This window comes from Micromonospora sp. CPM1 (assembly GCF_023896895.1).
Lineage (GTDB): Bacteria > Actinomycetota > Actinomycetes > Mycobacteriales > Micromonosporaceae > Micromonospora > Micromonospora tulbaghiae.
The window spans coordinates 1-25,788 of the sequence record NZ_JAMHIU010000017.1 but is presented as its reverse complement, the minus strand read 5'-3'; the positions used below and the strand labels follow the sequence as shown (position 1 = coordinate 25,788).

Annotated in this window: 22 protein-coding genes; 18 read left to right on the top strand and 4 right to left on the bottom strand. The window is 71.3% G+C overall.

Annotated elements, in window-relative coordinates; translation table 11 throughout:
* Nucleotides 1–59: 59 nt before the first annotated feature.
* Together cysD and M8C11_RS20850 are read left to right on the top strand one after the other, a co-directional pair.
* Nucleotides 60–971, top strand: a complete 912-nt coding sequence (gene cysD, locus M8C11_RS20855; protein ID WP_252452216.1) for a sulfate adenylyltransferase subunit CysD — start codon at nucleotides 60–62, stop codon at nucleotides 969–971.
* Nucleotides 971–2,272 (top strand): sulfate adenylyltransferase subunit 1, encoded by a 1,302-nt coding sequence (locus M8C11_RS20850; protein WP_120571714.1) that lies wholly within the window; start codon nucleotides 971–973, stop codon nucleotides 2,270–2,272. The genes cysD and M8C11_RS20850 overlap by 1 nt, the downstream gene beginning before the upstream one ends.
* A 48-nt stretch (nucleotides 2,273–2,320) precedes the next feature.
* Here M8C11_RS20850 and galK read toward each other — a convergent pair whose 3' ends face one another.
* The gene (gene galK / locus M8C11_RS20845) at nucleotides 2,321–3,472 is read right to left on the bottom strand and encodes a galactokinase (protein WP_252452213.1); all 1,152 of its coding nucleotides are present in this window, start codon (nucleotides 3,470–3,472) and stop codon (nucleotides 2,321–2,323) included.
* A 58-nt stretch (nucleotides 3,473–3,530) separates the two neighbouring features.
* The gene (galE, locus tag M8C11_RS20840; protein WP_374668812.1) at nucleotides 3,531–4,517 is read right to left on the bottom strand and encodes a UDP-glucose 4-epimerase GalE; all 987 of its coding nucleotides are present in this window, start codon (nucleotides 4,515–4,517) and stop codon (nucleotides 3,531–3,533) included.
* 177 nt (nucleotides 4,518–4,694) lie between these two features.
* Here galE and M8C11_RS20835 point away from each other — a divergent pair, with 177 nt between their 5' ends.
* From M8C11_RS20835 to M8C11_RS20810, 6 genes are all read left to right on the top strand, one after another.
* Nucleotides 4,695–5,711, top strand: a complete 1,017-nt coding sequence (locus tag M8C11_RS20835; protein WP_252452210.1) for a hemolysin family protein — start codon at nucleotides 4,695–4,697, stop codon at nucleotides 5,709–5,711.
* A 33-nt stretch (nucleotides 5,712–5,744) separates the two neighbouring features.
* Entirely contained in the window at nucleotides 5,745–6,770 is a 1,026-nt protein-coding gene (gene trpS / locus M8C11_RS20830; protein ID WP_252452207.1) for a tryptophan--tRNA ligase, read from the top strand.
* A 22-nt stretch (nucleotides 6,771–6,792) separates the two neighbouring features.
* Nucleotides 6,793–7,380, top strand: coding sequence for a 2'-5' RNA ligase family protein (locus M8C11_RS20825; protein WP_374668809.1), 588 nt, complete (start codon nucleotides 6,793–6,795; stop codon nucleotides 7,378–7,380).
* 56 nt (nucleotides 7,381–7,436) lie between these two features.
* Nucleotides 7,437–8,378 (top strand): YhjD/YihY/BrkB family envelope integrity protein, encoded by a 942-nt coding sequence (locus tag M8C11_RS20820; protein WP_252452204.1) that lies wholly within the window; start codon nucleotides 7,437–7,439, stop codon nucleotides 8,376–8,378.
* Nucleotides 8,375–8,749 carry a GntR family transcriptional regulator gene (locus tag M8C11_RS20815; protein ID WP_252452201.1) on the top strand — a complete coding sequence of 125 codons (375 nt, stop codon included), beginning with the start codon at nucleotides 8,375–8,377 and terminating at the stop codon, nucleotides 8,747–8,749. The genes M8C11_RS20820 and M8C11_RS20815 overlap by 4 nt, the downstream gene beginning before the upstream one ends.
* A 73-nt stretch (nucleotides 8,750–8,822) precedes the next feature.
* Nucleotides 8,823–9,266, top strand: a complete 444-nt coding sequence (locus M8C11_RS20810; RefSeq protein ID WP_162959168.1) for a hypothetical protein — start codon at nucleotides 8,823–8,825, stop codon at nucleotides 9,264–9,266.
* Between the two features lie 153 nt (nucleotides 9,267–9,419).
* Here the strand turns inward: M8C11_RS20810 and M8C11_RS20805 are convergent, their stop codons facing one another.
* Nucleotides 9,420–11,054 (bottom strand): glycoside hydrolase family 13 protein, encoded by a 1,635-nt coding sequence (locus M8C11_RS20805; RefSeq protein WP_252452198.1) that lies wholly within the window; start codon nucleotides 11,052–11,054, stop codon nucleotides 9,420–9,422.
* 500 nt (nucleotides 11,055–11,554) lie between these two features.
* Nucleotides 11,555–12,640 (bottom strand): LacI family DNA-binding transcriptional regulator, encoded by a 1,086-nt coding sequence (locus M8C11_RS20800; protein WP_252452195.1) that lies wholly within the window; start codon nucleotides 12,638–12,640, stop codon nucleotides 11,555–11,557.
* A 199-nt stretch (nucleotides 12,641–12,839) separates the two neighbouring features.
* Between M8C11_RS20800 and M8C11_RS20795 the strand changes: the two genes are divergently transcribed.
* From M8C11_RS20795 to M8C11_RS20750, 10 genes are all read left to right on the top strand, one after another.
* Nucleotides 12,840–14,090 carry a maltose ABC transporter substrate-binding protein gene (locus M8C11_RS20795; protein ID WP_120571702.1) on the top strand — a complete coding sequence of 417 codons (1,251 nt, stop codon included), beginning with the start codon at nucleotides 12,840–12,842 and terminating at the stop codon, nucleotides 14,088–14,090.
* Nucleotides 14,090–15,733 carry an ABC transporter permease subunit gene (locus M8C11_RS20790; protein ID WP_252452192.1) on the top strand — a complete coding sequence of 548 codons (1,644 nt, stop codon included), beginning with the start codon at nucleotides 14,090–14,092 and terminating at the stop codon, nucleotides 15,731–15,733. Before M8C11_RS20795 ends, M8C11_RS20790 begins: the two co-directional genes overlap by 1 nt.
* Entirely contained in the window at nucleotides 15,730–16,635 is a 906-nt protein-coding gene (locus M8C11_RS20785; protein ID WP_252452189.1) for a sugar ABC transporter permease, read from the top strand. Before M8C11_RS20790 ends, M8C11_RS20785 begins: the two co-directional genes overlap by 4 nt.
* 142 nt (nucleotides 16,636–16,777) lie before the next feature.
* Entirely contained in the window at nucleotides 16,778–18,589 is a 1,812-nt protein-coding gene (locus M8C11_RS20780) for a glycoside hydrolase family 13 protein (protein WP_252452186.1), read from the top strand.
* Nucleotides 18,590–18,798: 209 nt separating this feature from the next.
* Nucleotides 18,799–19,140 carry a hypothetical protein gene (locus M8C11_RS20775; RefSeq protein WP_091415352.1) on the top strand — a complete coding sequence of 114 codons (342 nt, stop codon included), beginning with the start codon at nucleotides 18,799–18,801 and terminating at the stop codon, nucleotides 19,138–19,140.
* Between the two features lie 276 nt (nucleotides 19,141–19,416).
* A complete protein-coding gene (locus M8C11_RS20770; RefSeq protein WP_162959377.1) occupies nucleotides 19,417–20,487 on the top strand; it encodes a BMP family protein in 1,071 nt (356 codons plus the stop codon).
* 210 nt (nucleotides 20,488–20,697) lie between these two features.
* A complete protein-coding gene (locus M8C11_RS20765) occupies nucleotides 20,698–22,266 on the top strand; it encodes an ABC transporter ATP-binding protein (protein ID WP_252452405.1) in 1,569 nt (522 codons plus the stop codon).
* 173 nt (nucleotides 22,267–22,439) lie between these two features.
* Nucleotides 22,440–23,627, top strand: a complete 1,188-nt coding sequence (locus M8C11_RS20760; protein WP_374668855.1) for an ABC transporter permease — start codon at nucleotides 22,440–22,442, stop codon at nucleotides 23,625–23,627.
* Nucleotides 23,628–23,629: 2 nt separating this feature from the next.
* The gene (locus M8C11_RS20755) at nucleotides 23,630–24,910 is read left to right on the top strand and encodes an ABC transporter permease (RefSeq protein WP_120571694.1); all 1,281 of its coding nucleotides are present in this window, start codon (nucleotides 23,630–23,632) and stop codon (nucleotides 24,908–24,910) included.
* A gap of 105 nt (nucleotides 24,911–25,015) precedes the next feature.
* The gene (locus M8C11_RS20750; RefSeq protein ID WP_252452403.1) at nucleotides 25,016–25,717 is read left to right on the top strand and encodes a cytidine deaminase; all 702 of its coding nucleotides are present in this window, start codon (nucleotides 25,016–25,018) and stop codon (nucleotides 25,715–25,717) included.
* The last annotated feature ends 71 nt before the right edge of the window (nucleotides 25,718–25,788 follow it).

The window sequence follows — 25,788 nt, the reverse complement described above, 5'->3', positions numbered from 1 at the left end:
AGTCCGACCTGAAAGGTCTGGAATCCGATGTACGGATCCGTGCGAATCGAGTTCGTGTCATGACGTCCCCCGCCGCGTACCAGGTGTCGCACCTCGACGCGCTCGAGGCGGAGAGCATCTTCGTGATGCGCGAGGTCGTCGCCGAGATGGAACGGCCGGTGCTGCTGTTCTCCGGCGGCAAGGACTCGATCGTGATGCTCCGGTTGGCCCAGAAGGCGTTCGCGCCGGCCAACATCCCCTTCCCGGTGATGCACGTGGACACCGGGCACAACTTCCCCGAGGTGCTCGACTACCGCGACCAGCGGGTGGCCGAGCTGGGCCTGCAGCTCATCGTGGCGAGCGTGCCGGAGGCGCTGAACAAGGGCCTGGTCCGCGAGTCGGCCGACGGCATGCGCAACCGGATCCAGACGCCGGTGCTGCTGGAGGCGGTGGAGAAGCACCGCTTCGACGCGCTGTTCGGCGGCGCCCGGCGCGACGAGGAGAAGGCACGGGCCAAGGAGCGGGTGTTCAGCTTCCGCGACGAGTTCGGCCAGTGGGATCCGAAGAACCAGCGCCCGGAGCTGTGGGCGCTCTACAACGGCCGGCACCACCCGGGCGAGTCGATCCGGGTGTTCCCGCTGTCGAACTGGACCGAGCTGGACGTCTGGCACTACATCGCGCGGGAGCAGATCCCGCTGCCGTCGATCTACTACGCGCACGAGCGCGAGGTGATCGAGCGCGACGGGATGCTCTACGCGGTCAACGAGTTCTTCCGGGCCCGCGCCGGTGAGCAGCCGTTCAAGGCCCAGGTGCGGTACCGGACCGTGGGTGACGCCTCCTGCACCGCGGCGGTCAGCTCGGACGCCGACACGGTGGAGAAGGTGATCGAGGAGGTGGCCGCCACGCGGATCACCGAGCGCGGCGCGACCCGCGGTGACGACCGGGTCAGCGAGGCCGCCATGGAGGACCGCAAGCGAGAGGGCTACTTCTGATGAGCGTCGAGACCCTGGCCCCGGCCGAGAGCGAGACCGCCCGGCCGATGGACCTGCTGCGGTTCGCCACCGCGGGCAGCGTCGACGACGGCAAGTCGACGCTGATCGGCCGTCTGCTCTACGACACGAAGTCGCTGTTCAGCGACCAGCTCGCCGCCGTCGAGGCGGTCAGCGCCGCCCGGGGCGACGAGTACACCAACCTGGCACTGCTCACCGACGGCCTGCGCGCCGAGCGGGAGCAGGGCATCACCATCGACGTGGCGTACCGCTACTTCGCCACGCCGCGGCGGAAGTTCATCATCGCCGACACCCCGGGGCACATCCAGTACACCCGGAACATGGTCACCGGCGCCTCCACCGCCGACCTGGCGCTGATCCTGGTGGACGCGCGCAAGGGCCTGGTGGAGCAGTCCCGCCGGCACGCGTTCCTCTGCTCGCTGCTGCGGGTGCCGCACCTGGTCCTGTGCGTGAACAAGATGGACCTGGTGGACTGGTCGCAGGAGGTCTACGAGCGGATCGCGGACGAGTTCACCGCGTTCGCCGCGAAGCTCGACGTACCGGACCTGACAGTGGTGCCGGTCTCCGCGCTGCAGGGCGACAACATCGTCACCCGCTCGGAGAACATGCCCTGGTACGAGGGCCCGTCGCTGCTGCACCACCTGGAGCGGGTACACATCGCCTCGGACCGCAACCTGGTCGACGTGCGGTTCCCGGTGCAGTACGTGATCCGGCCGCAGTCCACCACCGTCACCGACTACCGGGGTTACGCCGGTCAGGTGGCCTCGGGCGTGCTCAAGCCGGGCGACGAGGTGATGGTGCTGCCGTCCGGCTTCACCAGCCGGATCGCGGCGGTGGAGACGGCCGACGGCCCGGTGGACGAGGCGTTCCCGCCGATGTCGGTGACGGTCCGGCTGACCGACGAGCTGGACATCTCCCGCGGCGACATGATCTGCCGGCCGAACAACGCGCCGATGGCCGTGCAGGACATCGAGGCGATGGTCTGCTGGATGGACGAGACCCGGCCGTTGCAGGTCGGCGGCAAGTACGCGATCAAGCACACGACCCGTTCGGCGCGGGCGATCGTGCGCGGGCTGCACTACCGGCTGGACATCAACTCGCTGCACCGCGACGAGACGGCCGCCGAGCTGAAGCTCAACGAGATCGGCCGGGTCCGGCTGCGGACCACTGTTCCGCTGCTGGCCGACGAGTACCGCCGTAACCGCACCACCGGCGGCTTCGTGATCATCGACGAGTCGACGAACCGTACGGTCGGCGCCGGCATGATCGTCGAGGCCGGCTGACGCACGTGACGAGAAGGCCCCCGGCGCTGCGCCGGGGGCCTTTCGCGTTCACTCCAGGCGGGTGACGCCGCCGGCCGGCAGGACGGTGAGCGTGCCGGGGGCGGTGAAGCCGTTCCGGGCGTACGCGTCGGTGACGGCGGCGGCCACCGCGTCGGCGGAGCCGGCGTCGACCAGGGCGAGCACGCAGCCGCCGAAGCCGCCGCCGGTCATCCGCGCGCCGTACGCCCCGGCGGACAGCGCCGCCTCGACCGCGGTGTCGATCTCCGGCACGGTGATCTCGAAGTCGTCGCGCATGGAGGCGTGCGAGGCGGTCAGCAGCGGACCGGTGTCGCGGACCCGGCCGGCGCGCAGCAGCGCGACGGTGTCGAGGACCCGCTGGTTCTCGGTCACCACGTGCCGCACCCGGCGGCGGGTCTCGTCGTCGAGGCGGGCCAGCGCGGCGTCGAGGCCGGCCACCGTCACGTCGCGCAGCGCGCTCACGCCGAGCGTCGCGGCGGCCCGCTCGCAGCTCTCGCGGCGGGCCGCGTACTCGCCGTCCGCGTGCCGGTGCGGCGCCCGGCTGTCGATCACCAGCACGGCCAGCCCGGCGCCGTCCAGGTCGAACGGGATCTGCTCGATCTCCTCGGTGCGGCAGTCGAGGAACAGCGCGTGCCCGGCCCGGCCGCGGATCACCGCGGACTGGTCCATGATCCCGGTGGGCGCGCCGACGTAGTCGTTCTCGGCCCGCTGGGCGAGCCGCGGCCACCGCCCGGCAGGCAGGTCGAGGCCGCCGAGGTCGACCAGGGCGGCCAGCACGGCCGACTCGATCGCCGCCGACGAGGAGAGCCCGGAGCCGACCGGCACGTCGGAGGCGACGGCGAGCCGGGCGCCCGGCACGTCGTGGCCGTCGGCGCGCAGCGCCCACACCACCCCGGCCACGTAGGCGGCCCAGCCGTCGACCCGGCCGGGCTCGTCGGCCTCCGCCGGGCCGAACTCGACCGGCTCGTCGTCCAGCTCCGACCAGACCGTCCAGCGTCCGTCGGGGGTGGGCGCGGCGGCGACCACGGTACGCAGCGGCAGCGCGAAGGGCAGCACGAAGCCGTCGTTGTAGTCGGTGTGCTCGCCGATCAGGTTGACCCGTCCGGGAGCCGCCCAGCGGCCCGCCGGCTCGGTGCCGTACCGCTGCCGGAAGCCGGCCGTGGCGCGGTCGGCGACGTTCATGCCGTGCCTTCTTTCGTTCGCGACTGCGGGGCTCGCAACCCCGGCTCACTCCTCGCGTTCACGAGGGCTGCCTCGCGACGTGCGCCCGGTAGAACGCCCAGGCGTCGCCGACCATGTCGTGCAGGGTCGGCTTGGCCGGCGTCCAGCCCAGCTCGTCGCGGGCCAGCGCGGAGGACGCGACCAGCTCGGCCGGGTCGCCCTCGCGGCGGGCGGCCACCTCGACCGGAACCGGCTGCCCGGTGACCTCGCGGACCACGTCGACGACCTGCCGGTTGGTGAAGCCGTTGCCGTTGCCCAGGTTGTAGATCCGGTGCCGGCCCGGCGTGGCCGCGTCCAGCGCGAGCAGGTGGGCGCGGGCCAGGTCTTCGACGTGGATGTAGTCGCGGACGCAGGTGCCGTCGACTGTGGGGTAGTCGTCGCCGAAGAGCTGGAGCTTCTCCCGCCGTCCGGCGGCCACGTCGAGCGCGATGGGGATGAGGTGGGTCTCCGGGTCGTGCCGCTCGCCGATGGCCAGCCCGTCGCGCAGGTACGCCCCGGCGACGTTGAAGTAGCGCAGCGAGACGGCGGCCAGGTCGTGCGCGATCGCCTCGGAGGTGAGCGCCATGTCGACGGCCAGCTTGGTGGCGCCGTAGGTGCTGGTGGGGGCCTTGACGGCGGTCTCCGGGATGGGCAGCTCGGTGGGGTTGCCGTAGACGGCGGCAGTGGAGGAGAAGACCATCCGCGGCACCCGGGCGGCGCGGACCGCGTCGATGAGCGCGATCGAGCCGACCGTGTTGGCGTGCCAGTACAGCTCGGGGCGGATCATCGACTCGCCGGCGGCGATCAGGGCGGCGAAGTGCAGCACGCCGTCGAAGCCCGCGTCGGGGGTGAGCACCCGGGCGGCCTCGTGCACCGGCAGCTCGACGTGGGTGGCGTCGGGGGCGAGGGCCTCCCGGTGACCGGTGCGCAGGTCGTCCAGCACGGTCACCTGGTGGCCGTGGTCGAGCAGCATCCGGGTCACCACGCTGCCGATGTAGCCGGCGCCGCCGGTGACGAGCAGTTTCACGTCGGTCCTCCTGCCTGGGCCGCGTCCCGCGGCGGCCGTCCCGTGATCACCCTAAGGCCGAGGGCTGCGTCACGGCTGTCGAGTTGAATCCACCTCTACTCCACCATAATCCTTCACGATTGAACAGATCCGAACATCGGGCCGAGCGTCCGGTGGCCGCTGTCTACCATCCTTCTCATGCGGGAGGGTGGTGGTCCCGGGCCCCGGCGGAAACCGTCGGGGCGGCCCCGACGCGAACCCGGCCCGCTGGCCCGCACCGTGGCCCGTCTCGTGGTGCGCGGCGCCGACGGCGCCACCCGCCTCGTCACCGCCCTGCTCGGGGCCAGCCCCACCGCCGGCCGGGAACGGATCAGCGAGGCCGAACTGCGGGACCTGGTCGCGGCGAACACGCTGCTCGACCCGGACGAACGGCGGATCATCGACGAGGTGCTGGTCGCCGGCGCCCGGCTCGTCCGCGAGGTGATGGTGCCCCGCACCGAGGTGGTCTTCCTCAGCGCGGCGCTCCCGCTGGCGCAGGCCCAGCGGCTGGTCCGGGCCGACCCGCACACCCGCTACCCGGTGGTCGACGGCACCCACGACGACGTGGTCGGCATGGTGCACCTGCGGGACGTGCTGCTGCGCCCGGAATCGGACCGGCCGCTGCTGGTCGGCGACCTGATCCGGGAGGTCAAGCGCCTGCCGGACAGCAAACGCGTGCTGGCGGCGCTCACCGAGATGCGCCGGGAGGGCCACCACCTGGCCGTCGTCGTCGACGAGTACGGCGGCACCGCCGGCATCGTCACCTGCGAGGACCTGGTCGAGGAGCTGGTCGGGGAGATCCGGGACGACGAGCACGGCCCTCTCGAACCGGAACCCGCCGGCCTGCCCGCCGTCGTCGACGGCAGGCTCAACCTGACCGACTTCGCCGAGCGCACCGGCGTGCCGCTGCCCGCCGGGCCGTACGAGACGGTGGGCGGGTTCGTGATGGCCGCCCTGGGCCGGCTGCCGGTGGCCGGCGACGAGGTGCCGGTGGCCGTCGATCCGGCCGGCGGATCGGTTCCCGCCGATCCGGCCGGCTGGCTGCTGCGGGTGCTCACACTCGACGGCCGGCGGGTGTCCCGCCTGGCGGTCTCCGCAGCACGGCTGCCCGAGCCCCGACGTGAGGTGAACGGTCCGCTTCCGCCCGTACCCGCCCGATCCACCGGCCCGTCATGACGGACGCCGGGGCTTGCTGACAGAATTGCCGCCATGTCCGACGTACCCGCCCGCCCGCGCGTCTTCTCCGGCATCCAGCCGACGGCCGACTCGTTCCACCTCGGCAACTACCTGGGCGCGCTGCGGCACTGGGTGGCGTTGCAGGACAGCCACGACGCCTACTACTGCGTCGTCGACCTGCACGCGATCACCGCGGGGCACGACCCGAAGGTGCTCAAGCGCCGCAGCCGGGTCGCCGCCGCGCAGCTGTTCGCGCTCGGCCTGGACCCGGAGCGCAGCACGCTGTTCGTGCAGTCGCAGGTGCCCGAGCACTCGCAACTGGCCTGGGTGCTCGGCTGCATCACCGGCTTCGGCGAGGCCGGCCGGATGACCCAGTTCAAGGACAAGTCGCAGAAGCAGGGCAGCGAGCGGGCCAGCGTCGGCCTGTTCACGTACCCGATCCTCCAGGCCGCAGACATCCTGCTCTACCAGGCGAACGCGGTGCCGGTCGGCGAGGACCAGCGGCAGCACCTGGAGCTCTCCCGCGACCTGGCGCAGCGGTTCAATTCGCTGTTCGGCCGCACCTTCACCGTGCCCTCCCCGCACATCGTGAAGGACACCGCGAAGATCACCGACCTCCAGGATCCGACGGCCAAGATGTCGAAGTCGTCGTCCTCCCCGGCCGGCATCATCGACCTGCTGGAGGACCCGGCCCGCTCGGCCAAGAAGATCCGCTCGGCGGTCACCGACACCGGCCGCGAGATCGTCTTCGACGCCGAGGGCAAGCCGGGCATCACCAACCTGCTCACGATCTACTCCGCGCTCTCCGGCCGGAGCATCGACGACCTGGTCGCCGCGTACGACGGCAAGGGCTACGGCGACCTGAAGAAGGACCTCGCCGAGGTGGTGCGGGAGTTCGTCACGCCGATCCAGGAACGCACGAACGCCTACCTGAACGACCCGGCGCAGCTCGACAAGCTGCTCGTGCGGGGCGCGGAGAAGGCCCGGGTGGTGGCCGCCGGGACGCTGCGGGACGCGTACGAGCGGGTCGGCTTCTTCCCGCCGGTGCGGTTCGAGTAACGGCCCGGACGGGCGGGAACGGGTGACGCAGCCGGTGGCCGGAGGGGTGGCGCGCGACGTGGCGGGCAGTGACACGGCGCCGGGCGGCGCGGACACGATCCAGATCGGGATCGCGGTCGACGTCCCCGAGCCCTGGGGCGGGATGCTCACCCGCCGCCGGGTCGAGGCCGGCGACCCGCTCGCCGTCCCCGCGCACGTCACCCTCCTCGGGCCCACCGAGATCCCGGTACGCGCGCTGCCCGCCGTCGAGGACCACCTGGCCCGGGTCGCCGCCGCGCACCTGCCGTTCTCGCTGCACCTGCGCGGCACCGGCACGTTCCGCCCGGTCACCCAGGTGGTGTTCGTGGCGGTGGCGGCCGGGATCAGCGAGTGCGAACTGCTGGCCGCCGCGATCAACTCGGCCCCCGAGCTGCGGCGCGAGCTGCGCTTCCCGTACCACCCGCACGTCACGGTGGCGCAGGACGTGCCGCCCGAGGTGCTCGACAAGGCGTACGAGGATCTGGCCGACTTCTCCGCGTTGTTCCAGGTGGACGCGTTCACGCTGTTCTCGCACAGCGGGGCGACCCGGTGGCAGCCCCGCCGCGACTTCCGGCTCGGCGGCCGGAGCTGAACATCCGACCGGCCGGGGCCCCTCCGCCACGGGCGGAGATCGGCGAGGATGACGGGGTGAACGTCTTCGGCCGGATCGAGGCGGCGGTGGGGCGCCGCATCGACGCGGCCCGGAGCCGCTCGTCGGCGTTCGACCACGTCTGGCGGGCCGGGACGCTCTACGCCGACCTGCTCGCCGGACGGCTCGCCGCCGCCATCGCGTACTACGGCTTCTTCGCCGTGTTCGCGCTCGCCCTGGTCGCGTACTGGGTCTTCGGCGCGGTGCTGCGCGACAACGAGGAGGTCAGCCGCGCGGCGGCCGACTTCCTGGAGGAGAACCTGCCCTTCCTCGACCCGGCGCTGATCGCCGAGAGCAGCGGCACCGTCGGCGTGATCGGCCTCGTCATCCTGGTCTTCACCGGCATCGCCTGGGTGGAGGCGATCCGGTCCTCGCAGCGGCTGATGTACGGCTTCAACCAGCAGCCCGGCAACCTGGTGGTGCGGCGGCTGGTCGACCTGGGCGTACTGGTCGCGGTCTTCGTGCTGCTGTTCGTCTCGGTCGCCGCCGTGGACGCGCTGGAGTCGCTGCTGCGCTTCCTGCTGCGCAGCACCGGCTCGGTGGGCCTGACCACCATCAGCGCCGTGCTGAGCGTCCTCGTCAACGCCGTGCTCGCCGCCGCGCTGCTGCTCGCAGTGCCCCGGCTGCGGATGAGCCGGCGCCGGCTGCGCCCGGCGATCCTGACCATCGCCGTCGGGATCACCCTGCTCAACACCGTGGGGCGCTACTACGTGGTACGCACCGAGCGGAACCCCGCGTACACGGTGGTCGCCACCGCCGTGGGCCTGCTGCTCTACCTCTACCTGCTCAACCAGCTCGTCCTCTTCGGCGCCGCGCTGGCCGCCACCAGCCGGTACGGCCGGGTGGTGGACCTGGCCGAGGGCGGCGCCCGGGAGGTGGACGTGGAGGCGGACGTGCTCGACGAGGAGACCGAGCCGGGCACACCGGGGGGAGCGGGATGAGCGCGCGGATCCGGATCGACGCCGAGTCGGCGGTGCCGCCGTACGAGCAGGTGCGGGCGCAGTTCGCCGCGCGCATCGGCGACGGGCGGCTGCCGGTGGGCACCCGGCTTCCGGCGGTGCGGCAGCTCGCCGCGGACCTGGGGCTCGCGGTGAACACCGTGGCACGGGCGTACCGGGAGCTGGAGGGCGCCGGGCTGGTCGAGACGCGCGGCCGGCACGGCACGGTGGTCGCCCCCGGCCGGGACGACGCCACCGACCGGCTGCACCGGGCCGCCGCCGAGTACGCCGAGCAGGCGCGTCACCTGGGCGTCCCGCCGGAGCAGGCCGTCGCCCTGGTCCGTGCGGCGCTGGACGCCGGTACGCGTGGCTGAGCGTGGTCCCCGAAGCGGGGAGAGTCCGATGTTTGCGTTCCCCGGGCCGATGCGCGACGACCATGATGGGCCGGTGGGCGCACTCGTGACACTGGACCTGCCGGACGACTCCCCGATCCGGGGCCTGCCGTGGATCATCACGTTCGGCCCGCTCGGCGCCGAGGACGACTGGGAGCCGGTGGTCTGCGGCCCGTACGAGCGACCGCACGCGCTGGCGCTTGCCGAGGCGGTGGTGGCCGACGAGCAGTTGATGGCGGTGGTGGAGCCGCTGCTGCCGGCGCTCACGCCGGAGGAGATCCGCAGCGAGATCGCTGCCGCGCAGATCGCCGCCGAGGACGAGGCGGCGCAGGTCGACCAGGCGGACCTCTACGGCGACTTCGAGGACGTCATCGACGAGGAGCTGGAACTGGCCGCCGAACGCGAGCCGGAGCCCGAGCCGGCGAAGGCGCCCGACCGGGAGGAGATCCGGGCCGGGTTCGCCCGGATCGCCGCGCTGCTCACCGCCAAGGGCGGCTGAGGACGCGCGCGCTCCCCGATGGACGCCGGCCCCCCGGGAGCGCACTCCCGAGGGGCCGGGGCCACCTCACCCCCCACCACAAGGGGTCGGCAGCCCAGCCGCCCGTCGGCGCGGGGCACAACGGACGGCCAGGTCGTTGGCGGGTTACCCGGCTCAGCGCCGTTCGAACCACGCAGCCGCGTCCACCGGCAGGACGTACCCGTCGCCCCGCTCGGTGAGGCCGGCGCTGGCGACGAGCGGGCGGCCGTAGCCGCTCACCGTCACGTCGGCGCCGCTGATGTTCACCACGCAGGTCACCTCGGCGTCCCCGGCGCTGCGGCGGAACGCCAGGACACCGGGCTCGGTCTCCAGCCAGGTGATGCCGTCCAGGCCGGCCAGCGCCGGGTGCTCGTGCCGGATGCGCAGCGCGGTCCGGTACAGCTCCAGCGTCGAGCCGGGCACCCCGGTCTGGGCGGCCACCGACAGCGACCGCCAGGTCGCCGGCGCCGGCAGCCAGCTCAGCTCGCTGCCGCCCGGCCCGAAGCCGTACGGGGGCAGCTCGCCGCCCCACGGGATCGGCACGCGGCAGCCGTCCCGGCTCTCCCCGGTACGCCGGAACGCGGGGTCCTGACGCAGCTCGTCGGGGAGGTCCAGCACCTCCGGCAGACCCAGTTCCTCGCCCTGGTAGACGTACGCGCAGCCGGGCAGCGCGAACATCAGCAGCGCGGCGGCGCGGGCGCGGCGCAGGCCGACCTCGCCGTCGCCGTACCGGGTGACGTGCCGCTGCCGGTCGTGGTTGGAGAGCACCCAGGTGGTCGGCGCGCCCACGATCGTGGACTCGGCCAGCGCCGTGTCGATCACCTTGCGGAACGAGTCGGCCGACCAGGTGGCGTCGAGGAAGTCGAAGCTGAACGCCTGGTGCAGCTCGTCCGGGCCGATGTAGCGGGCCAGCCGCTGCGGTGTCTCGGCCCACGCCTCGGCGACCGCCATCCGGCCGCCCGGGTAGCTGTCCAGGATCGGCCGCCAGGCGCGGTAGATGTCGTGCACCTCGTCCTGGTCGAAGTACGGCAGCCGGCCCTTGCCCAGCAGCTCGGACTGGCGCTGGCCGGTGGTCATCGAGTTGAAGCCGACGTCCGGCAGGCCCTCGGCCTTGATCATCCCGTGGGCCACGTCGATCCGGAAGCCGTCCACGCCCCGGTCCAGCCAGAAGCGCAGCACGTCCTCGAACTCGGCCCGCACCTCCGGGTGGCGCCAGTTCAGGTCGGGCTGCGCCGGGTCGAACAGGTGCAGGTACCACTGGCCGTCGACCACGCGCGTCCACGCCGGGCCGCCGAAGATGCTCTCCCAGTCGTTCGGCGGCAGCTCACCCTGCTCGCCCTTGCCGTCGGCGAACAGGTAGCGCTCGCGCTCGGGAGAGCCCGGCCCGGCGGCGAGCGCGGCGGCGAACCACGGGTGCGCGCTGGAGGTGTGGTTCGGCACCATGTCGACGATGATCCGCAGGCCGAGCGCGTGCGCGTCGGTGATCATCTCGTCGAAGTCGGTCAGGTTGCCGAACAGCGGGTCGACGTCGCGGTAGTCGGCCACGTCGTAGCCGGCGTCGACCTGCGGCGAGGTGTAGAACGGCGTCAGCCAGAGCGCGTCCACGCCGAGATCGCGCAGGTACGGCAGGCGCTGCCGGATGCCCTGGAGGTCACCCACGCCGTCGGAGTTCGCGTCGGCGAAGCTGCGGACGTACACCTGGTAGACGACAGCGGACCGCCACCAGTCGTCGCCGGCGGTGCGTGGGGTGGTGCTGGGGGCGGAGGTCATCGCTGTCGATCCCGTTCTGTGGCGGCTTCTGGTGCGGCGCAGGGTGTCTGAGCAGAATGCCGCCATTGCACTGCAAGAGTCAAGCATTCCTTGCGCAAGAAATGGCAGCCATCACCCGCCACCACCCCGAAACCCTCTCCCGAATCCCGAGACACCCACCCGCCAGCCCTCCCGACAGGCCCCCCCGCTCCACCGTCGATCATGAACTTAACCCCGACATTCCGGACCTCAACCCCCGCCAACCTCATGATCGCCACCCCTGACCCGGCCGCCTCCTGCCCGGACCGACCCGCCCCCCAGGCGTTGATCAAGGAGTTTGTGTCCCGAGTGGAGATCAACCCGGACACAAATCCCTTGATCAACGGGGGTCCGGGGGGTGGGTCCGGCCGGGGTGACTCGGGTGATCATGAGGTTGGCGGCCTTGGCCGTCCGATTTGTCGCCGTCAACTTCATGATCGACGCGTTGGAGGGCGGGGGAGGAGGGGGTGCGGCGAGGGGGGTTAGGCGGGGATGGGGAGGGAGGGGGTGGGGGAGGAAGGGGTGGCGGGGCGCTGGCGGCTGGGGGGAGTTGCGGGCTTCGCCACCGCTGTCGAGCCTCGTACCACCAGCTCAGGGCGGAACAGGTACTCGGAGTTCGGGGACGGGTGGCCGTTGATCTCGTCGACCAGGGCGCGCACCGCGGCCACGGCCATGGCGGCGACCGGCTGGCGCACCGTGGTCAGCGGCGGGTCGGTGAACGCCATGAGCGGGGAGTCGTCGTACCCGACCACGGAGATGTCGCCGGGCACCGACAGCCCGCGCTGCCGGGCGGCCCGGATCGCGCCGAGCGCCATCAGGTCCGAGCCGCAGACCAGCCCGGTGACGCCGCGCTCGATGAGCCGGCCGGCGGCCGCCTCGCCGCCCTCGACGCCGAACAGGGACAGCTCGGTCAGGTCGGCCAGCTCGTCCTCGGCGATGTCGCTGAGGCGCCCCATGGCGGCCTTGTAGCCGGCGACCTTGCGCTGCACCGGCACGAACCGGTCCGGGCCGGTGATCAGGCCGATCCGGCGGTGCCCGAGCGCGACCAGGTGGGCGACCGCGAGTTCGGCGGACTCCCGGTCGTCGCAGGAGACGAACGGCGCGGGGATGCCGGGCGCGTATCCGTTGATCATGACGATCGGCAGCGGCCGGGCCAGCAGCGTGCGGTAGCGGTCGTGGTCCGCGGCGGTGTCTGCGTGCAGGCCGGAGACGAAGACGATGCCGGAGACCTGACGGTCCAGCAGCATCTCCACGTACTCGTCCTCGCGTACGCCGCCCGGGGTCTGCGTGCAGAGCACCGGTGTGTAGCCGGTGGGGGCGAGCGCGGACTCGATGATCTGGGCGAATGCCGGGAAGATCGGGTTGTCCAGCTCCGGCACGACCAGGCCGACCAGTCCGGCGCTGCGCTTGCGCAGCCGGGCGGGGCGCTCGTAGCCGAGCACATCGAGGGCGGTGAGGACGGCCTGGCGGGTTTCGGGGGCCACGCCGGGGCGGTCGTTGAGCACCCGCGACACCGTGGCCTCGCTGACTTCAGCCTGTTGGGCGATGTCGGACAGTCGAGCGCGCATGTGCGGCACTTTAGCCCAACGGCAAAGTCTTGCGTACACTTCTGCAAGCCCTTCCATTCTCTGCAACCTCTTGCTAACGTCCCCGCAACATGCGAGAGCAGCGGCGCAGCATCTCGGCGCCGGTCAGCAAGAACTTTCAGAGGTTCCCACTGGCGGGCCGCCCTTCCCCCGGCGGGCCGCCATGACGACAGGAGTACCGATGCGCATCCGTACCGCGGGTGTGGTCGCCGTCCTCGGCCTGGCGCTCGCCGCCTCCGGCTGTGGTGACAGCGGCAGCGACAAGCCGGCCGCCGACGAGTCCGCCAAGGCGACCGGCGGCAAGCTGGTCATCTGGGCCGACGACAAGCGCACGGCCGCCCTCAAGCCGTTCGCCGAGGAGTTCGGCAAGGAGAACGGTGTGACCGTCGAGGTCCAGGCCGTCTCCAAGGACCTGCAGACCAACTTCGTCACCGCCTCTCAGCAGGGCAGCGGCCCGGACGTCGTGGTCGGCGCGCACGACTGGATCGGCAACCTGGTCCAGAACGGCGCCATCGACCCGGTGCAGCTCCCCGCCGAGCAGAAGGCCGGCTTCAACGAGACCGCCGTCAAGGCCGTCACGTTCAACGGCCAGCTCTACGGCGTGCCCTACGCCACCGAGAACGTCGCGCTGATCCGCAACACCGAGCTGGCCCCCGAGGCGCCGAAGACGATCGAGGACCTGGTCGCCGCCGGCAAGAAGCTCAAGGCCGAGAAGAAGGCCAGCGAGATCCTGTGCCTCCAGTCCGGCCAGAACGGCGACGCGTACCACATCTACCCGCTCTACACCTCGGGCGGCGGCTACCTGTTCGGCACCGCGGCGAACGGCGACTACGACCCGAAGGACCTGGGCGTGGGCAAGCCGGAGTCGATCGCTGCCTTCCAGAAGATCGCCAAGCTGGGTGAGAAGGGCGAGGGTGCGCTGAAGCGCTCCATCACCGGCGAGAACTCCATCGCCACTTTCACCGGCAAGAAGTGTGCGTTCCTGGTCTCCGGCCCGTGGGCCGTGGCCGACGCCAAGAAGGCCGGCATCTCCTACGACATCTCCCCGGTCCCCGGCTTCGCCGGTGGCAAGGAGGCCCAGCCGTTCGTGGGTGTCCAGGCGTTCTACGTGGCCGCCAAGGGCAAGAACAAGGCCCTGGCCCAGGAGTTCGTCACCAACTACGTGACCAAGCCCGAGCTGGCCGTCGCGCTGTACAAGGCCGAGCCGCGCCCGCCGGCGCTGACCGCCGCCTTCGATCAGGTCAAGGGCGAGGACGCGGACCTGGCCAAGTTCTCCGAGGCCGGTAAGAACGGCCAGGTGCTCCCGGCGATCCCGGCCATGGCCGCGATCTGGGACCCGTTCGGCAAGGCCGAGGCCGCCATCATCGGCGGCGCCGACCCGGCCAAGACGATCACGGCCGCCGGCAAGACCATCCAGGGTCAGATCAAGTAATGAGCGCGCCGCTGTCCGGCCCGGGGTCTGCACCGCAGGCCCCGGGCCGGGAGCCCGTACGCCGTGGGCTCCCGCGCACGTCCCGTACCGCGCGGCAACACGCGCCGATCACCGCGACCGGCCTCGTCGTCAAGGTGGTCCTGCTCGGCCTGGTGGCCGGGATCGCGATCTGGGCGGCCTTCCCGCTCATCGAGGCCGAACACTGGATCGCGCTGGGCGTCCTGGCGGTCACCACCGCCGGCCTGTTCTACCTCTACCTGAGCCGCCGGCACATCCCGGCCAAGTACCTGGTCCCCGGCACGCTCTTCCTGATCGCGTTCCAGGTCTTCCCGGTGCTCTACACCGCGAGCACCGCGTTCACGAACTTCGGCGACGGGCACCGCGGCACCAAGGACGACGCGATCGTCGCCGTGCAGACCGCCTCGGTGAAGCAGGTGCCCGGCTCGACCGAGTACAACCTCACCATCGCCACCACCGGCGACCCGGCGACCGGCTCCCTGACCTTCCTGCTCAGCGACCCGAAGACCAAGGAGGTCTTCGCCGGGGACGCGGACGGGCTGCGCAAGCTCGACGCCGCCGACGTCGAGGTGAGCAGCCTCAGCGGCAAGATCACCGCCGCGGACGGCTACACCCTGCTGAACATCGGGCAGGCCAGCAGCCGCAGCGACGCGGTCACCGCGCTCGTCGTTCCCACCGACGAGGGCGCCATCCGCTCCAACGGCCTGACCCGCGCGTACGAGGGCAAGGCGATCCGGGCGTACGACGCCGCGTGCGACTGCGTCAAGGACAGCGAGACCGGCAAGACGTGGACCGCCGACGAGGAGTCCGGCTCCTTCGTCGCCGCCGACGGCGAACGCCTCGCCCAGGGCTGGAAGGTCGGCGTCGGGCTGAAGAACTTCGCCACGGTGCTCACCGACCGCAACATCTCCGGCCCGTTCTTCGGCACGCTGGCCTGGAACTTCGCGTTCGCGATCGGCTCCACCGGGCTGACGTTCCTGCTCGGCATGGCCATCGCGCTCGCGCTGCACTCACCCCGGATGCGCGGCACCAACCTCTACCGGATGGTGCTGATCCTGCCGTACGCCATGCCGTCGTTCGCCATGCTGCTGATCTGGCGGGACATGTTCAACACCGACTTCGGCCTGCTCAACAACCTGTTCGGGCTGAACGTCGACTGGTTCGGCGGCAACTGGTCTGCCCGGATCGCGGTGGTGCTGGTGCAATTGTGGCTCGGCTATCCGTACATGTTCCTGGTGGCAACCGGCGCGTTGCAGGCCATCCCGCGGGAGCTGACCGAGGCGACCTCGGTCGACGGCGCGTCGCCCTGGCAGTCGTTCCGGGCGGTCACCCTGCCGCTGCTGCTGGTGGCGCTGTCGCCGCTGCTGATCGCGTCGTTCGCGTTCAACTTCAACAACGTCAACGCGATCCTGTTCACCACCGAGGGCGGCCCGTTCGCGCCGGACAACCCGACCAACGGCGCCACCGACCTGCTGATCACCTACACGTACCGGCTCGCGTTCGGTGCGCAGGGCGCCGAGTTCGGCCTGGCCGCCACCGTCTCGATCTTCATCTTCGCGATCGTGGCGACGGTGTCGGCGATCAGCTTCCGGCGGACCCGCAAGCAGGAGGAGGTGTACTCGTGACCAGCATCGCGGAGACGCCCACACCCACGGCCACCCGTAGGCCGGTCCGCCGCTCGCGCAGCCGGTGGTTCGCCCAGGTGGGCTGGCGGCACCTGGTCGGGGTGCTGGCGGTGGTGTTCAGCCTCTTCCCGATCCTGTTCGTGATCTCGGCGGCGTTCAACCCGCTCGGCACGCTCTCCTCCACCGAGCTGCTGCCGACCGGGGTGTCGCTGGAGAACTTCACGAACCTGTTCGACAACACCGCGTTCGGCCACTGGTTCCTCAACTCGCTGCTGCTCGCGGGCGTGGCCAGCTTCGCGTCGATCTTCCTGTCGTCGCTGGCGGCGTACGCGTTCTCCCGGATGCGCTTCGCCGGGCGCCGGGTCGGCCTGCTCGCGCTGTTGCTGATCCAGATGTTCCCGCAGTTCCTGGCGATCGTGGCGATCTTCCTGATCTTCACCACGCTCACCGACCTTTACCCGGCGATCGGGTTCAACACCCCGTGGGGCCTGTTCCTGCTCTACATGGGTGGCGCGCTCGGTGCGAACACCTGGCTGATGAAGGGCTTCTTCGACACCCTGCCGAAGGAGCTGGACGAGTCGGCGACCATGGACGGCGCGTCGCACGTGCAGGTCTTCTTCCGGATCATGCTGCCGCTGGTGGCGCCGATCCTGGCGGTGACCGGCCTGCTCGCGTTCATCGGGTCGATCAACGAGTTCATCATCGCCAACGTGTTCCTCACCGAACCCGAGTCGAAGACCCTCGCGGTCGGCATGTACGGCCTGGTGGCCGGCGAGCGCAACAACAACTTCGGGATGTTCGCGGCGGGCACGCTGCTCACCGCGATCCCGACGGTGCTGGTGTTCCAACTGCTCCAGCGCTACATCGTCTCCGGACTCACCTCCGGAGCGGTCAAGGGCTGAGCCTCCTCGGCTCACGCTGCGGCAAGGGCGTCGTGTCGGCGTACACCGGAGCGGTTTCCGGGCGGACCGCCGCGGTCGGGTGAAACCGGCCGCGGCGGGTGCCCGCCCCTCTCCCTGTCGGTACGACGCGAAAGGCAGCACCATGTCTCTTCAGCCGCACCACGACGGCTCCGCCACCTACGTCCCGGAGCAGGAGCCCGCGCTCGGGCAGACCGTGCCGGTCTTCGTCCGGGTGCCGGCCGGATCCGGCGTCTCCCAGGTGCACGTGCGCACCACCGGCGACGGCGATCCGCGCTTCGCCGAGGCGCGGATCGACCGCACCGACGGCGGCGACGTGTGGTGGCGGGCCGACGTCGAGGTCCGCAACCCGGTCAGCAACTATCGTTTCCTGCTCGACGGCGAGCGCGGCGCCCGCTGGCTCAACGCGGCCGGGCTGGCCGGCCACGACGTGCCGGACAACGGCGACTTCAAGCTGGTCGGCTACGCCCCGCCGCCGGCCTGGGCCCGCGACGCCGTGATCTACCAGATCTTCCCGGACCGGTTCGCCCGCTCGGCCGCCGCCGACGGCCGGACCGTCCCGGACTGGGCGATCCCGTGCGACTGGGACACCCCGGTCGTCGGCCGCGGCCCGGAGACGCCCCGCCAGTTCTACGGCGGCGACCTCGACGGCGTCACCGAGCACCTGGACCACCTGGACCGGCTCGGCGTCAACACCGTCTACCTCACGCCGGTCTTCCCGGCGCGCTCCAACCACAGGTACGACGCGTCGAGCTTCGACACCGTCGACCCGCTGCTCGGCGGCGACGCGGCGCTGGCCCGGCTCGCCGACGCGGTGCACGCCCGGGGCTGGCGGCTGCTCGGCGACATCACCAGCAACCACACCGGCGACGCCCACCACTGGTTCACCGCCGCCGTCTCCGACGTGCACGCTCCGGAACGCGAGCTGTACTACTTCGACCTGCCCGGCTCGGACTACGAGTCGTGGAACGGGGTGAAGTCGCTGCCGAAGCTGAACTGGGGCAGCGCCGAGCTGCGCCGCCGGTTCGCCACCGCCGAGGACTCGCTGCTGCGCCGCTGGCTGCGCCCGCCGTACGGGCTGGACGGCTGGCGGGTCGACGTGGCGAACATGACCGGACGGCGCGGCGCGGACGCGTACACCCACGAGGTGGCGCGGCTGCTGCGCGAGGTGGTGGCGCAGACCCGGCCGGACGGGCTGCTGCTCGCCGAGCACGGCCACGACCACACCGGTGACCTGGACCGCGACGGCTGGCACGGGACGATGAACTACGTCGGCTTCACCGACCCGGTCTGGTCCTGGCTGCGCCACGGCGACGACCCGGTGCCGAACTTCCTCGGCACTCCGGGCGGGGTACGGCGGCGCGACGCCGCGGCGATCCTCGCCACCATGAACACCTACCGGTCGCTGGTGTCCTGGCGGTCGTACACGCACTCGTGGCAGCTGCTCGGCTCGCACGACTCGGCCCGGATCCGCACGGTGGTCGGCGACGCGGCCCGGCAGGAGGTGGCGGCCGGGCTGCTCGCCACCATGCCCGGCACGCCTGTGGTCTTCGCCGGGGACGAGCTGGGCCTGACCGGTACGAACGGGGAGGGCTCGCGTACCCCGATGCCGTGGCACCGGCCGGAGAGCTGGGACCGGCGCACGTTCGACGCGTACCGGTCGTTGCTGATGCTGCGCCGCGACGAGCCGGCGCTGCGGCACGGCGGCCTGCGCTGGGTGCACGCGGACGCGGACACGCTGGTCTTCCTGCGCGAGGCGCCCACGTCGACGGTGCTGGTGCTGGCGAGACGCGCCGCCGGCACTCCGGTCCGCCTGACCGGCCTGCCCAACGCCGAGAACGTCTACGGCAACGCCCCCGCCCTCCGCCCCGACGCCGAGGGCGCGGTCACCCTCCCCGCCGACGGCCCCACGTTCCAGGTCTGGCGCCTGCCCTGATCCCATGCCCCCCGCCCCCGCGCCCCGCCCCCGTCGATCTTGCGGTTCCGGCCCGTGTGGCGCGGCTTTCGTCCCGGATGCCGGGGCGGCAACTGCAAGATCGCGGGGGAGGGGGGTGAGGGAGGAGGGCCGGGAGGGTGGGTCACGGTATGACGGCGGTCGGCGGGGTGACTACTACGTTGCGTCGTTGATGGGGGAGGATGGGGCGCGTGGAAGCTCTTCGACTGATTCTTCTCTACGTCCATCTGATCGGCTTCGCGCTGCTGCTCGGTGGTGCGATCGCCCAGTACGTCACCGGCCGGCTGCGGATCAACGCGGCCATGCTCTGGGGCGCGATCATCCAGATCCTCACCGGCATCGGGCTGTCCGCTCCGCTGCGGGACGGGGACGAGCCGGCCCCGGCGAAACTTGTTACCAAGTTGGTGCTCGCGCTGCTCATCTTCGTCATGGTCTTCTTCTCCCGGAAGCGGGAGAGCGTCAACCGTGGCCACTTCCTCGCGATCGTCGGGTTGACGCTGGTCAACGCGGCCGTCGCGGTGTTCTGGCGTTAGTTCGCCGCAAGTCGGGGAAGCTCGGGAAAACGGACGTTAGCGACACCGCCACGCACGCCTACCGGCCGGATAAGTGACGTGCCCCACGCAAGGGTTACACCGGGGTAACGGACGCTCAACAGTCGTGCACGATTGTCGGCCGGTGGGTGGGCGCGGGCGTACGCTCCCGTCCGTAACGTGGGACGCCGGCGGCACACCGCAGGCCGGCGAAGGGCTGCACGCCGCGCACGACGCGGCGTGCAAGGGGAAGGAGACGTCTTGCGCTCTGTGCGTGGGATGCGGATCGCCTCCGTCATTGCGGCGGGTGGACTCGTGCTGGGCGCTGCCGCGTGTGGTGAGGCTCCGGACGACGACAACAACGCCGGCGGCGACGGCGGCAAGAAGTTCAGCGCCTGCATGGTGACCGACGTCGGCGGCGTCGACGACAAGTCCTTCAACGCCTCGGCCTGGAAGGGCCTGCAGGAGGCGAAGAAGGAGAACGACAAGATCGACATCAAGTACGTCCAGTCGAAGGCCGAGGCGGACTACGAGGTCAACCTGACCGGGTTCGTCAACCAGAAGTGCGACTTCATCCTGGCCGTCGGTGGCCTGATGTCGGACGCCACCAAGGCGGCGGCTGAGAAGAACCCGAACCAGCAGTTCGCCATCGTCGACGCCAACCCGGGTGTGTCGAACGTCTACCCGATGCAGTTCGACACCGCGCAGGCGGGCTTCCAGGCCGGCTACCTGGCCGCCGGGATGAGCAAGTCCGGCAAGGTCGGCACCTACGGCGGCCTGCCGATCCCGCCGGTCACCATCTTCATGGACGGCTTCGCCGACGGCGTGGCGTACTACAACAAGGCCAAGAGCAAGAACGTCCAGGTGCTGGGCTGGGACAAGGCCACCCAGAAGGGCTCCTTCGCCAACTCGTTCGAGAAGCAGGACGAGGGCAAGAAGGTCTCCGACGCGCTCGTCGCGCAGGGCGCCGACATCGTGATGCCGGTCGCCGGTGGCGCCGGTCTCGGCACCACCTCCGCGGCCAAGGCCTCGGGCGGCAAGTACTCGGTCGTCTGGGTGGACATCGACGGCTGCGAGAGCACCCCGGACTGCTCGGCGATCCTGACCACCGTGGTCAAGAACATCCCGGACGCCGTCAAGGAGGCCGCGCTGAAGGCCGCCGGTGGCGAGAAGCTCGAGGCCACCCCGGGCTTCGTCGGCACGCTGGCCAACGACGGCGTCTCGATCGCCCCGTACCACGACTTCGACAGCAAGGTCCCGGCGGATCTGAAGGCCGAGGTCGACAAGATCAAGGCGGACATCGCCGCCGGCACCATCACCGTCACCTCGAAGGCCCAGCCGACCAAGTGACAGTCCCGCCGGCCACCGCGGTGCCATCATCGGCAGCGAGGGTCGGCGGGCACCAGCTCTGACGATCCGGCCGTCCCGGCGCCACGGGGAAGGTACCCCCGGTGCCGGGGCGGCCGATCACCTTGAATCCCCCGGAACATCCCCACCCGGCGTGGTGGCGGCGCGGCAGGTCGCTACGCTGCACCATCGCTCGCACTCCAGGAGGTTGCGCTGAGACTCGAACTGCGCGGCATCACCAAACGGTTCGGTGATCTGGTCGCCAACGACCACATCGACCTGACGGTGGAGCCTGGAGAGATCCACGCCCTGCTCGGCGAGAACGGCGCCGGCAAGTCGACCCTGATGAACGTGCTCTACGGCCTCTACCAGCCGGACGAGGGCGAGATCCTGGTCGACGGCAAGCCGCTGAAGCTGAAGGGCCCGTCGGACGCGATCGCCGCCGGGATCGGGATGGTGCACCAGCACTTCATGCTGGTGCCGGTCTTCACCGTGGCCGAGAACGTGATGCTCGGCGCCGAGCAGGTCAGGGGGCCCTTCGCCGGCATCCTCGACCGGCGGCGCGCCCGGCGCGAGGTCGCCGAGGTCTCCGAGCGGTACAACCTGCGCGTCGACCCGGACGCGGTGATCGAGGACCTGCCGGTCGGCATCCAGCAGCGGGTGGAGATCGTCAAGGCCCTCACCCGCGACGTCGACCTGCTGATCCTCGACGAGCCCACGGCCGTGCTCACGCCGCAGGAGACCGAGGAACTGCTCGCCGTCATGCGGTCGCTCAAGGCCGCCGGCAAGTCGATCGTGTTCATCACCCACAAGCTGGGCGAGGTGAAGGCCATCGCCGACCGGATCACCGTGATCCGGCGCGGGAAGACGGTCGGCACCGCCGAGCCGAGCGCCAGCCGGGACGAGCTGGCCGCGCTGATGGTGGGACGCAGCGTCCGGCTGACCGTGGACAAGAAGCCGGCCACCCCTGGTAAGCCGATCCTGGAGGTCGCCGGCCTGGTCGTGGACGACGACCGGCAGGTACGCGCGGTCGACGGTGTCGACCTGACCGTGCACGCCGGTGAGGTGCTCGGCGTGGCGGGCGTGCAGGGCAACGGCCAGACCGAGCTGATCGAGGCGATCATGGGCCTGCGCCCGGTGCTCGCCGGCACGATCAGCCTCGACGGCGAGCCGACGCACGGCTGGTCGACCAAGAAGGTGCTCCGCGCCGGCGTCGGCTACGTGCCGGAGGACCGCAGCGTGGACGGCCTGGTCAAGGAGTTCTCCGTGGCGGAGAACCTGGTGCTGGACATCTACGACCGGCCGCCGTTCGGCAAGGGCCTGTCGCTGAAGCCCGACGCCATCGCGAAGTCGGCGCGGGAGCGGATCGAGCAGTTCGACGTCCGCACCTCCTCGGCCGACGCGGCGGTCGGCACGCTCTCCGGCGGCAACCAGCAGAAGGTGATCGTGGCCCGGGAGCTGTCCCGGCCGCTGAAGCTCTTCATCGCCGCCCAGCCCACCCGGGGCGTGGACGTCGGCTCGATCGAGTTCATCCACAGCCGGGTCATCCGCGAGCGGGACATCGGCACCGCGGTCATGGTGGTCTCCAGCGAACTGGACGAGGTGATCGGCCTGGCCGACCGGATCGCGGTCATGTACCGCGGCCGGATCATCGGCATCGTCGGCCCGGACACCCCGCGCGAGGAGATCGGCCTGCTGATGGCCGGCATCACCCCGGACGCCGCCACCCCGGACGCCGCCACCGCGACCGAGGACGGCCCTGGCAACGAGGACGAGGCATGACCAACCCGAACCCCGACTCGGGCTCACCGGACAAGGAGCCGGCGACCGAGGCGCAGGAGTCGCTGAGCGAGGCCCGGGCGACGCCGACGCAGCCGGCCGGTGACACCGAGCAGACGGTGCCCGCCACCGCGACCGCGAAGAAGCCGGCTCCGGGCGGAGAGTCCCGCCCGAGCATGGGCCGGATGTTCCTGGACAACCTCTGGGCGTCCAACACGTTCACCGTGACGGTGCTCGCGGTGCTGCTGGCCATGGTGGTCGGCGCGGTGCTGATCATCGTGTCCGACCCGGAGGTGCTCGCCACCTACAGCTACATCACGGCCCGTCCCACGGACGCGCTGAACGCCAGCTGGACGGTGGTCAGCGAGGCGTACGCGAACCTGTTCAAGGGCGCGATCTTCGACCCGGAAGCGGTCGGCTTCACCGCCGCCCTCAGCCCGATCTCGGAGACGCTCACCTACGCCGCGCCGCTCGTCTTCACCGGTCTGTCGGTGGCGCTGGCCTTCCGCGGCGGCCTGTTCAACATCGGCGCCCAGGGCCAGGCGACGATCGCCGTCATCCTGGCCGCCGTGGCCGGCTTCGCGCTGCCGCTGCCGCCCGTCGTGCACCTGCTGGTGGCGCTGATCGCCGGCGCGCTCGGCGGCGCGCTCTGGGGCTTCATCCCCGGCATCCTGAAGGCACGGGCCGGCGCGCACGAGGTGATCAACACGATCATGCTCAACTACGTGGCGGTCTACTTCCTGTCCTGGATCATCGTCCAGAACGGGGTGCAGAACCCGAACCGGTCGGACGCGATCAGCAAGCCGGTCGACTCCTCCGCGCAGTTGCCCCGCCTGCTCGGCGACGACCTGCGGGTGCACGCCGGCATCCTGCTCGCGGTGGCGGCCACCTGGTTCATCGCCTGGCTGCTCAACCGCTCCACGCTCGGCTTCGAGCTGCGGGCCGTGGGCGCGAACCCGGACGCGGCCCGCACCGCCGGCATCAGCGTGACCAAGACGTACGTGCTGGTGATGGTGTTCGCGGGCATGCTGGCCGGTCTGGGCGGCTCGACCATGGTGCTCGGCACCACCGCGACCGCGCTGACCCCGCTGGTGATCGCGCAGATCGGCTTCGACGGCATCCTGGTCGCGCTGCTCGGCCGCGTGAAGCCGTGGGGTGTGCTGCTGGCCGCGCTGCTGTTCGGCGCGCTCCAGGCCGGTGGCAACCGGATGCAGTCGTACTCCGGCATCTCGCTGGAACTGGTCACCGTGCTCCAGGCGCTCATCGTCATCTTCATCGCCGCGCCTGCCCTGGTGAAGACGATCTTCCAGCTCCGGGCGGCCCGCGCCGCCCGGTTGCAGACGAGCCTCGCGAAGGGCTGGTGAGCATGTCCACCACCGCTGTCCCCGAGGTCGCCGTTACCGCGGTCGACGAGGGTTTCTGGACCCGCAACCGGAAGATCGGCGCGGTCCTGCTGGCGCTCGGCGTGCTCGCGGCGGTGCTGTTCGGCGCGCTCGCGACCGACCAGCACGCGCGGTTCACGCTCAGCGAGACCGAGGGCGGAGCCGCCCTGGAGATCAACGGTACGGTCGGCGCGATCCTGTTCGGGCTGATCACCGCCGCGGCCGGAGGGGCGCTGCTGGCCGGTGTGCCGAAGCGCTGGTTCACGCTGCTGCTCGGCGCCGGGCTGGTCGCCTTCGTGCTGAGCTTCCTGTGCTGGCAGGTCTCCGCCGCGCCCGAGGGCCGCAACTTCATGCCGCTGGTGAACGTCGTCCGCGGCACGTTCATCCTGGCCCTGCCGCTGATCTTCGGTGCGCTCGCCGGTGTGCTCTGCGAGCGTTCCGGCGTGGTGAACGTGGCGATCGAGGGCCAGCTCCTGATGGGCGCGTTCTCCGGGGCGCTGTTCGGCAGCATGTCCGGCAGCGTCTGGGTGGGCCTGGTGGCCGCCGCCATCGGCGGCGCGTTCATCTCGTTCCTGCTGGCCGTGTTCTCCATCCGCTACCTGGTCGACCAGGTGGTCATGGGCATCGTGCTCAACCTGCTCGCGGTCGGCATCACCGGCTTCCTCTACGAGCGGCTGATGCAGACCGACGCGGCGAAGTACAACAGCGCGCCCCGGTTCAGCAACTGGGAGATCCCGCTGCTGTCCGACATCCCGCTGCTCGGTCCGGCGCTGTTCCGGGGCAACATCTTCCTCTACCTCGGTCTGCTGCTGGTGCTCGTCATCCACCTGGCGCTGTTCCGTACCCGGTGGGGCCTGCGGACGCGGTCGGTGGGCGAGCACCCGACCGCCGCCGACACGCTCGGCGTGAAGGTGCTGCGGCTGCGCTACCGCAACGTGATCCTGGCCGGTCTGGTGGCCGGCGTCGGCGGCGCCTCGTACACGCTGGCGCTCTACTCGTTCACCAAGAACATGATCGGCGGTAAGGGCTTCATCGCCCTGGCCGCGCTGATCTTCGGCCGGTGGAGCCCGACCGGCGCGCTGCTCGCGGCGCTGTTCTTCGGCTTCGCCGACCAGCTCGCCACCTACCTGGGCGCGATCGGCAGCAGCATCCCGAGCCAGTTCCTGGCGATGCTGCCGTACCTGGCGACGATCCTGGCCGTGGCCGGGCTGGTCGGCAAGGTCCGGGCGCCGGCCGCCGACGGCAAGCCGTACATCAAGGGCTGACCGCCCGCGGCGACACCGTGCCCGGCGGGGCGACCCGCCGGGCATCGTCGTCTCCGGCCGCGCTCGCGACCGATCGGGCGTGAATTGGGCAGAATGGGAGTCGTGATGGAGATCGACTGGGAGCGGTTGCGTACCGCCGCCACCGAGGTGATGCGGCACGCCTACGTGCCGTACTCGAAGTTCCCGGTGGGTGCCGCCGCGCTCGTCGACGACGGCCGGGTCGTCGTCGGCTGCAACGTGGAGAACGCCGGGTACGGCGTCACGCTCTGCGCCGAGTGCGGCGTGGTCTCGCAGCTGCACGCGACCGGCGGGGGCCGGATCGTGGCGCTGTCCTGCGTCGACGCCACCGGTGAGCCGCTGATGCCGTGCGGCCGGTGCCGGCAGCTGCTCTGGGAGCAGGGCGGCCCGGAGTGCCTGGTCGAGGCGAAGGGCGGCCCGCTGCGGATGGCGGAGCTGCTGCCGCACGCCTTCGACGTGGCCGACATCGAGGCGGTGACCGGCGAGCATCCGGTGCCTGTGGTGCCGGACCGGTTGGCCGCCTGGCGGGGCCGGGGCACCGTGTTCGTGCACCCCGACCTGTCCGCCGGGCAGCAGGTCTGGACGACGTACTGGGAGCGGTCGTCCGGTGACACCGCGGACGCCGAGACCGGTGTGCTGGAGGAGGGCTCGACCTGGGACGACCCGGCCGGGGCGATCGAGTGGGGGCTGGCTCGGACGCCGCGCGTGGTGGTGGTGGACGCCTCGGGCACGATCTTCTGGGCTGGTGAGGGTGAGCCTCCTACGGAGATTCCGGTTCGCTGGGGTTGATCCGTGGTTGCGGTGGGGGCCGGGGCCGACCGTGCCCGGCTCCGGGCGGTCAGGCTTGATCCCTCCGCCGG

Bases quoted from the DNA above. Each gene is read 5' to 3' on its own strand.
- cysD (WP_252452216.1), top strand. From the start codon at position 60: ATGACGTCCCCCGCCGCGTACCAGGTGTCGCACCTCGACGCGCTCGAG.
- M8C11_RS20850 (WP_120571714.1), top strand. From the start codon at position 971: ATGAGCGTCGAGACCCTGGCCCCGGCCGAGAGCGAGACCGCCCGGCCG.
- galK (WP_252452213.1), bottom strand. From the start codon at position 3,472: ATGAACGTCGCCGACCGCGCCACGGCCGGCTTCCGGCAGCGGTACGGC.
- M8C11_RS20835 (WP_252452210.1), top strand. From the start codon at position 4,695: ATGCGGGAGGGTGGTGGTCCCGGGCCCCGGCGGAAACCGTCGGGGCGG.
- trpS (WP_252452207.1), top strand. From the start codon at position 5,745: ATGTCCGACGTACCCGCCCGCCCGCGCGTCTTCTCCGGCATCCAGCCG.
- M8C11_RS20815 (WP_252452201.1), top strand. From the start codon at position 8,375: ATGAGCGCGCGGATCCGGATCGACGCCGAGTCGGCGGTGCCGCCGTAC.
- M8C11_RS20805 (WP_252452198.1), bottom strand. From the start codon at position 11,054: ATGACCTCCGCCCCCAGCACCACCCCACGCACCGCCGGCGACGACTGG.
- M8C11_RS20800 (WP_252452195.1), bottom strand. From the start codon at position 12,640: ATGCGCGCTCGACTGTCCGACATCGCCCAACAGGCTGAAGTCAGCGAG.
- M8C11_RS20795 (WP_120571702.1), top strand. From the start codon at position 12,840: ATGCGCATCCGTACCGCGGGTGTGGTCGCCGTCCTCGGCCTGGCGCTC.
- M8C11_RS20790 (WP_252452192.1), top strand. From the start codon at position 14,090: ATGAGCGCGCCGCTGTCCGGCCCGGGGTCTGCACCGCAGGCCCCGGGC.
- M8C11_RS20780 (WP_252452186.1), top strand. From the start codon at position 16,778: ATGTCTCTTCAGCCGCACCACGACGGCTCCGCCACCTACGTCCCGGAG.
- M8C11_RS20770 (WP_162959377.1), top strand. From the start codon at position 19,417: ATGCGGATCGCCTCCGTCATTGCGGCGGGTGGACTCGTGCTGGGCGCT.
- M8C11_RS20760 (WP_374668855.1), top strand. From the start codon at position 22,440: ATGGGCCGGATGTTCCTGGACAACCTCTGGGCGTCCAACACGTTCACC.
- M8C11_RS20755 (WP_120571694.1), top strand. From the start codon at position 23,630: ATGTCCACCACCGCTGTCCCCGAGGTCGCCGTTACCGCGGTCGACGAG.
- M8C11_RS20750 (WP_252452403.1), top strand. From the start codon at position 25,016: ATGGAGATCGACTGGGAGCGGTTGCGTACCGCCGCCACCGAGGTGATG.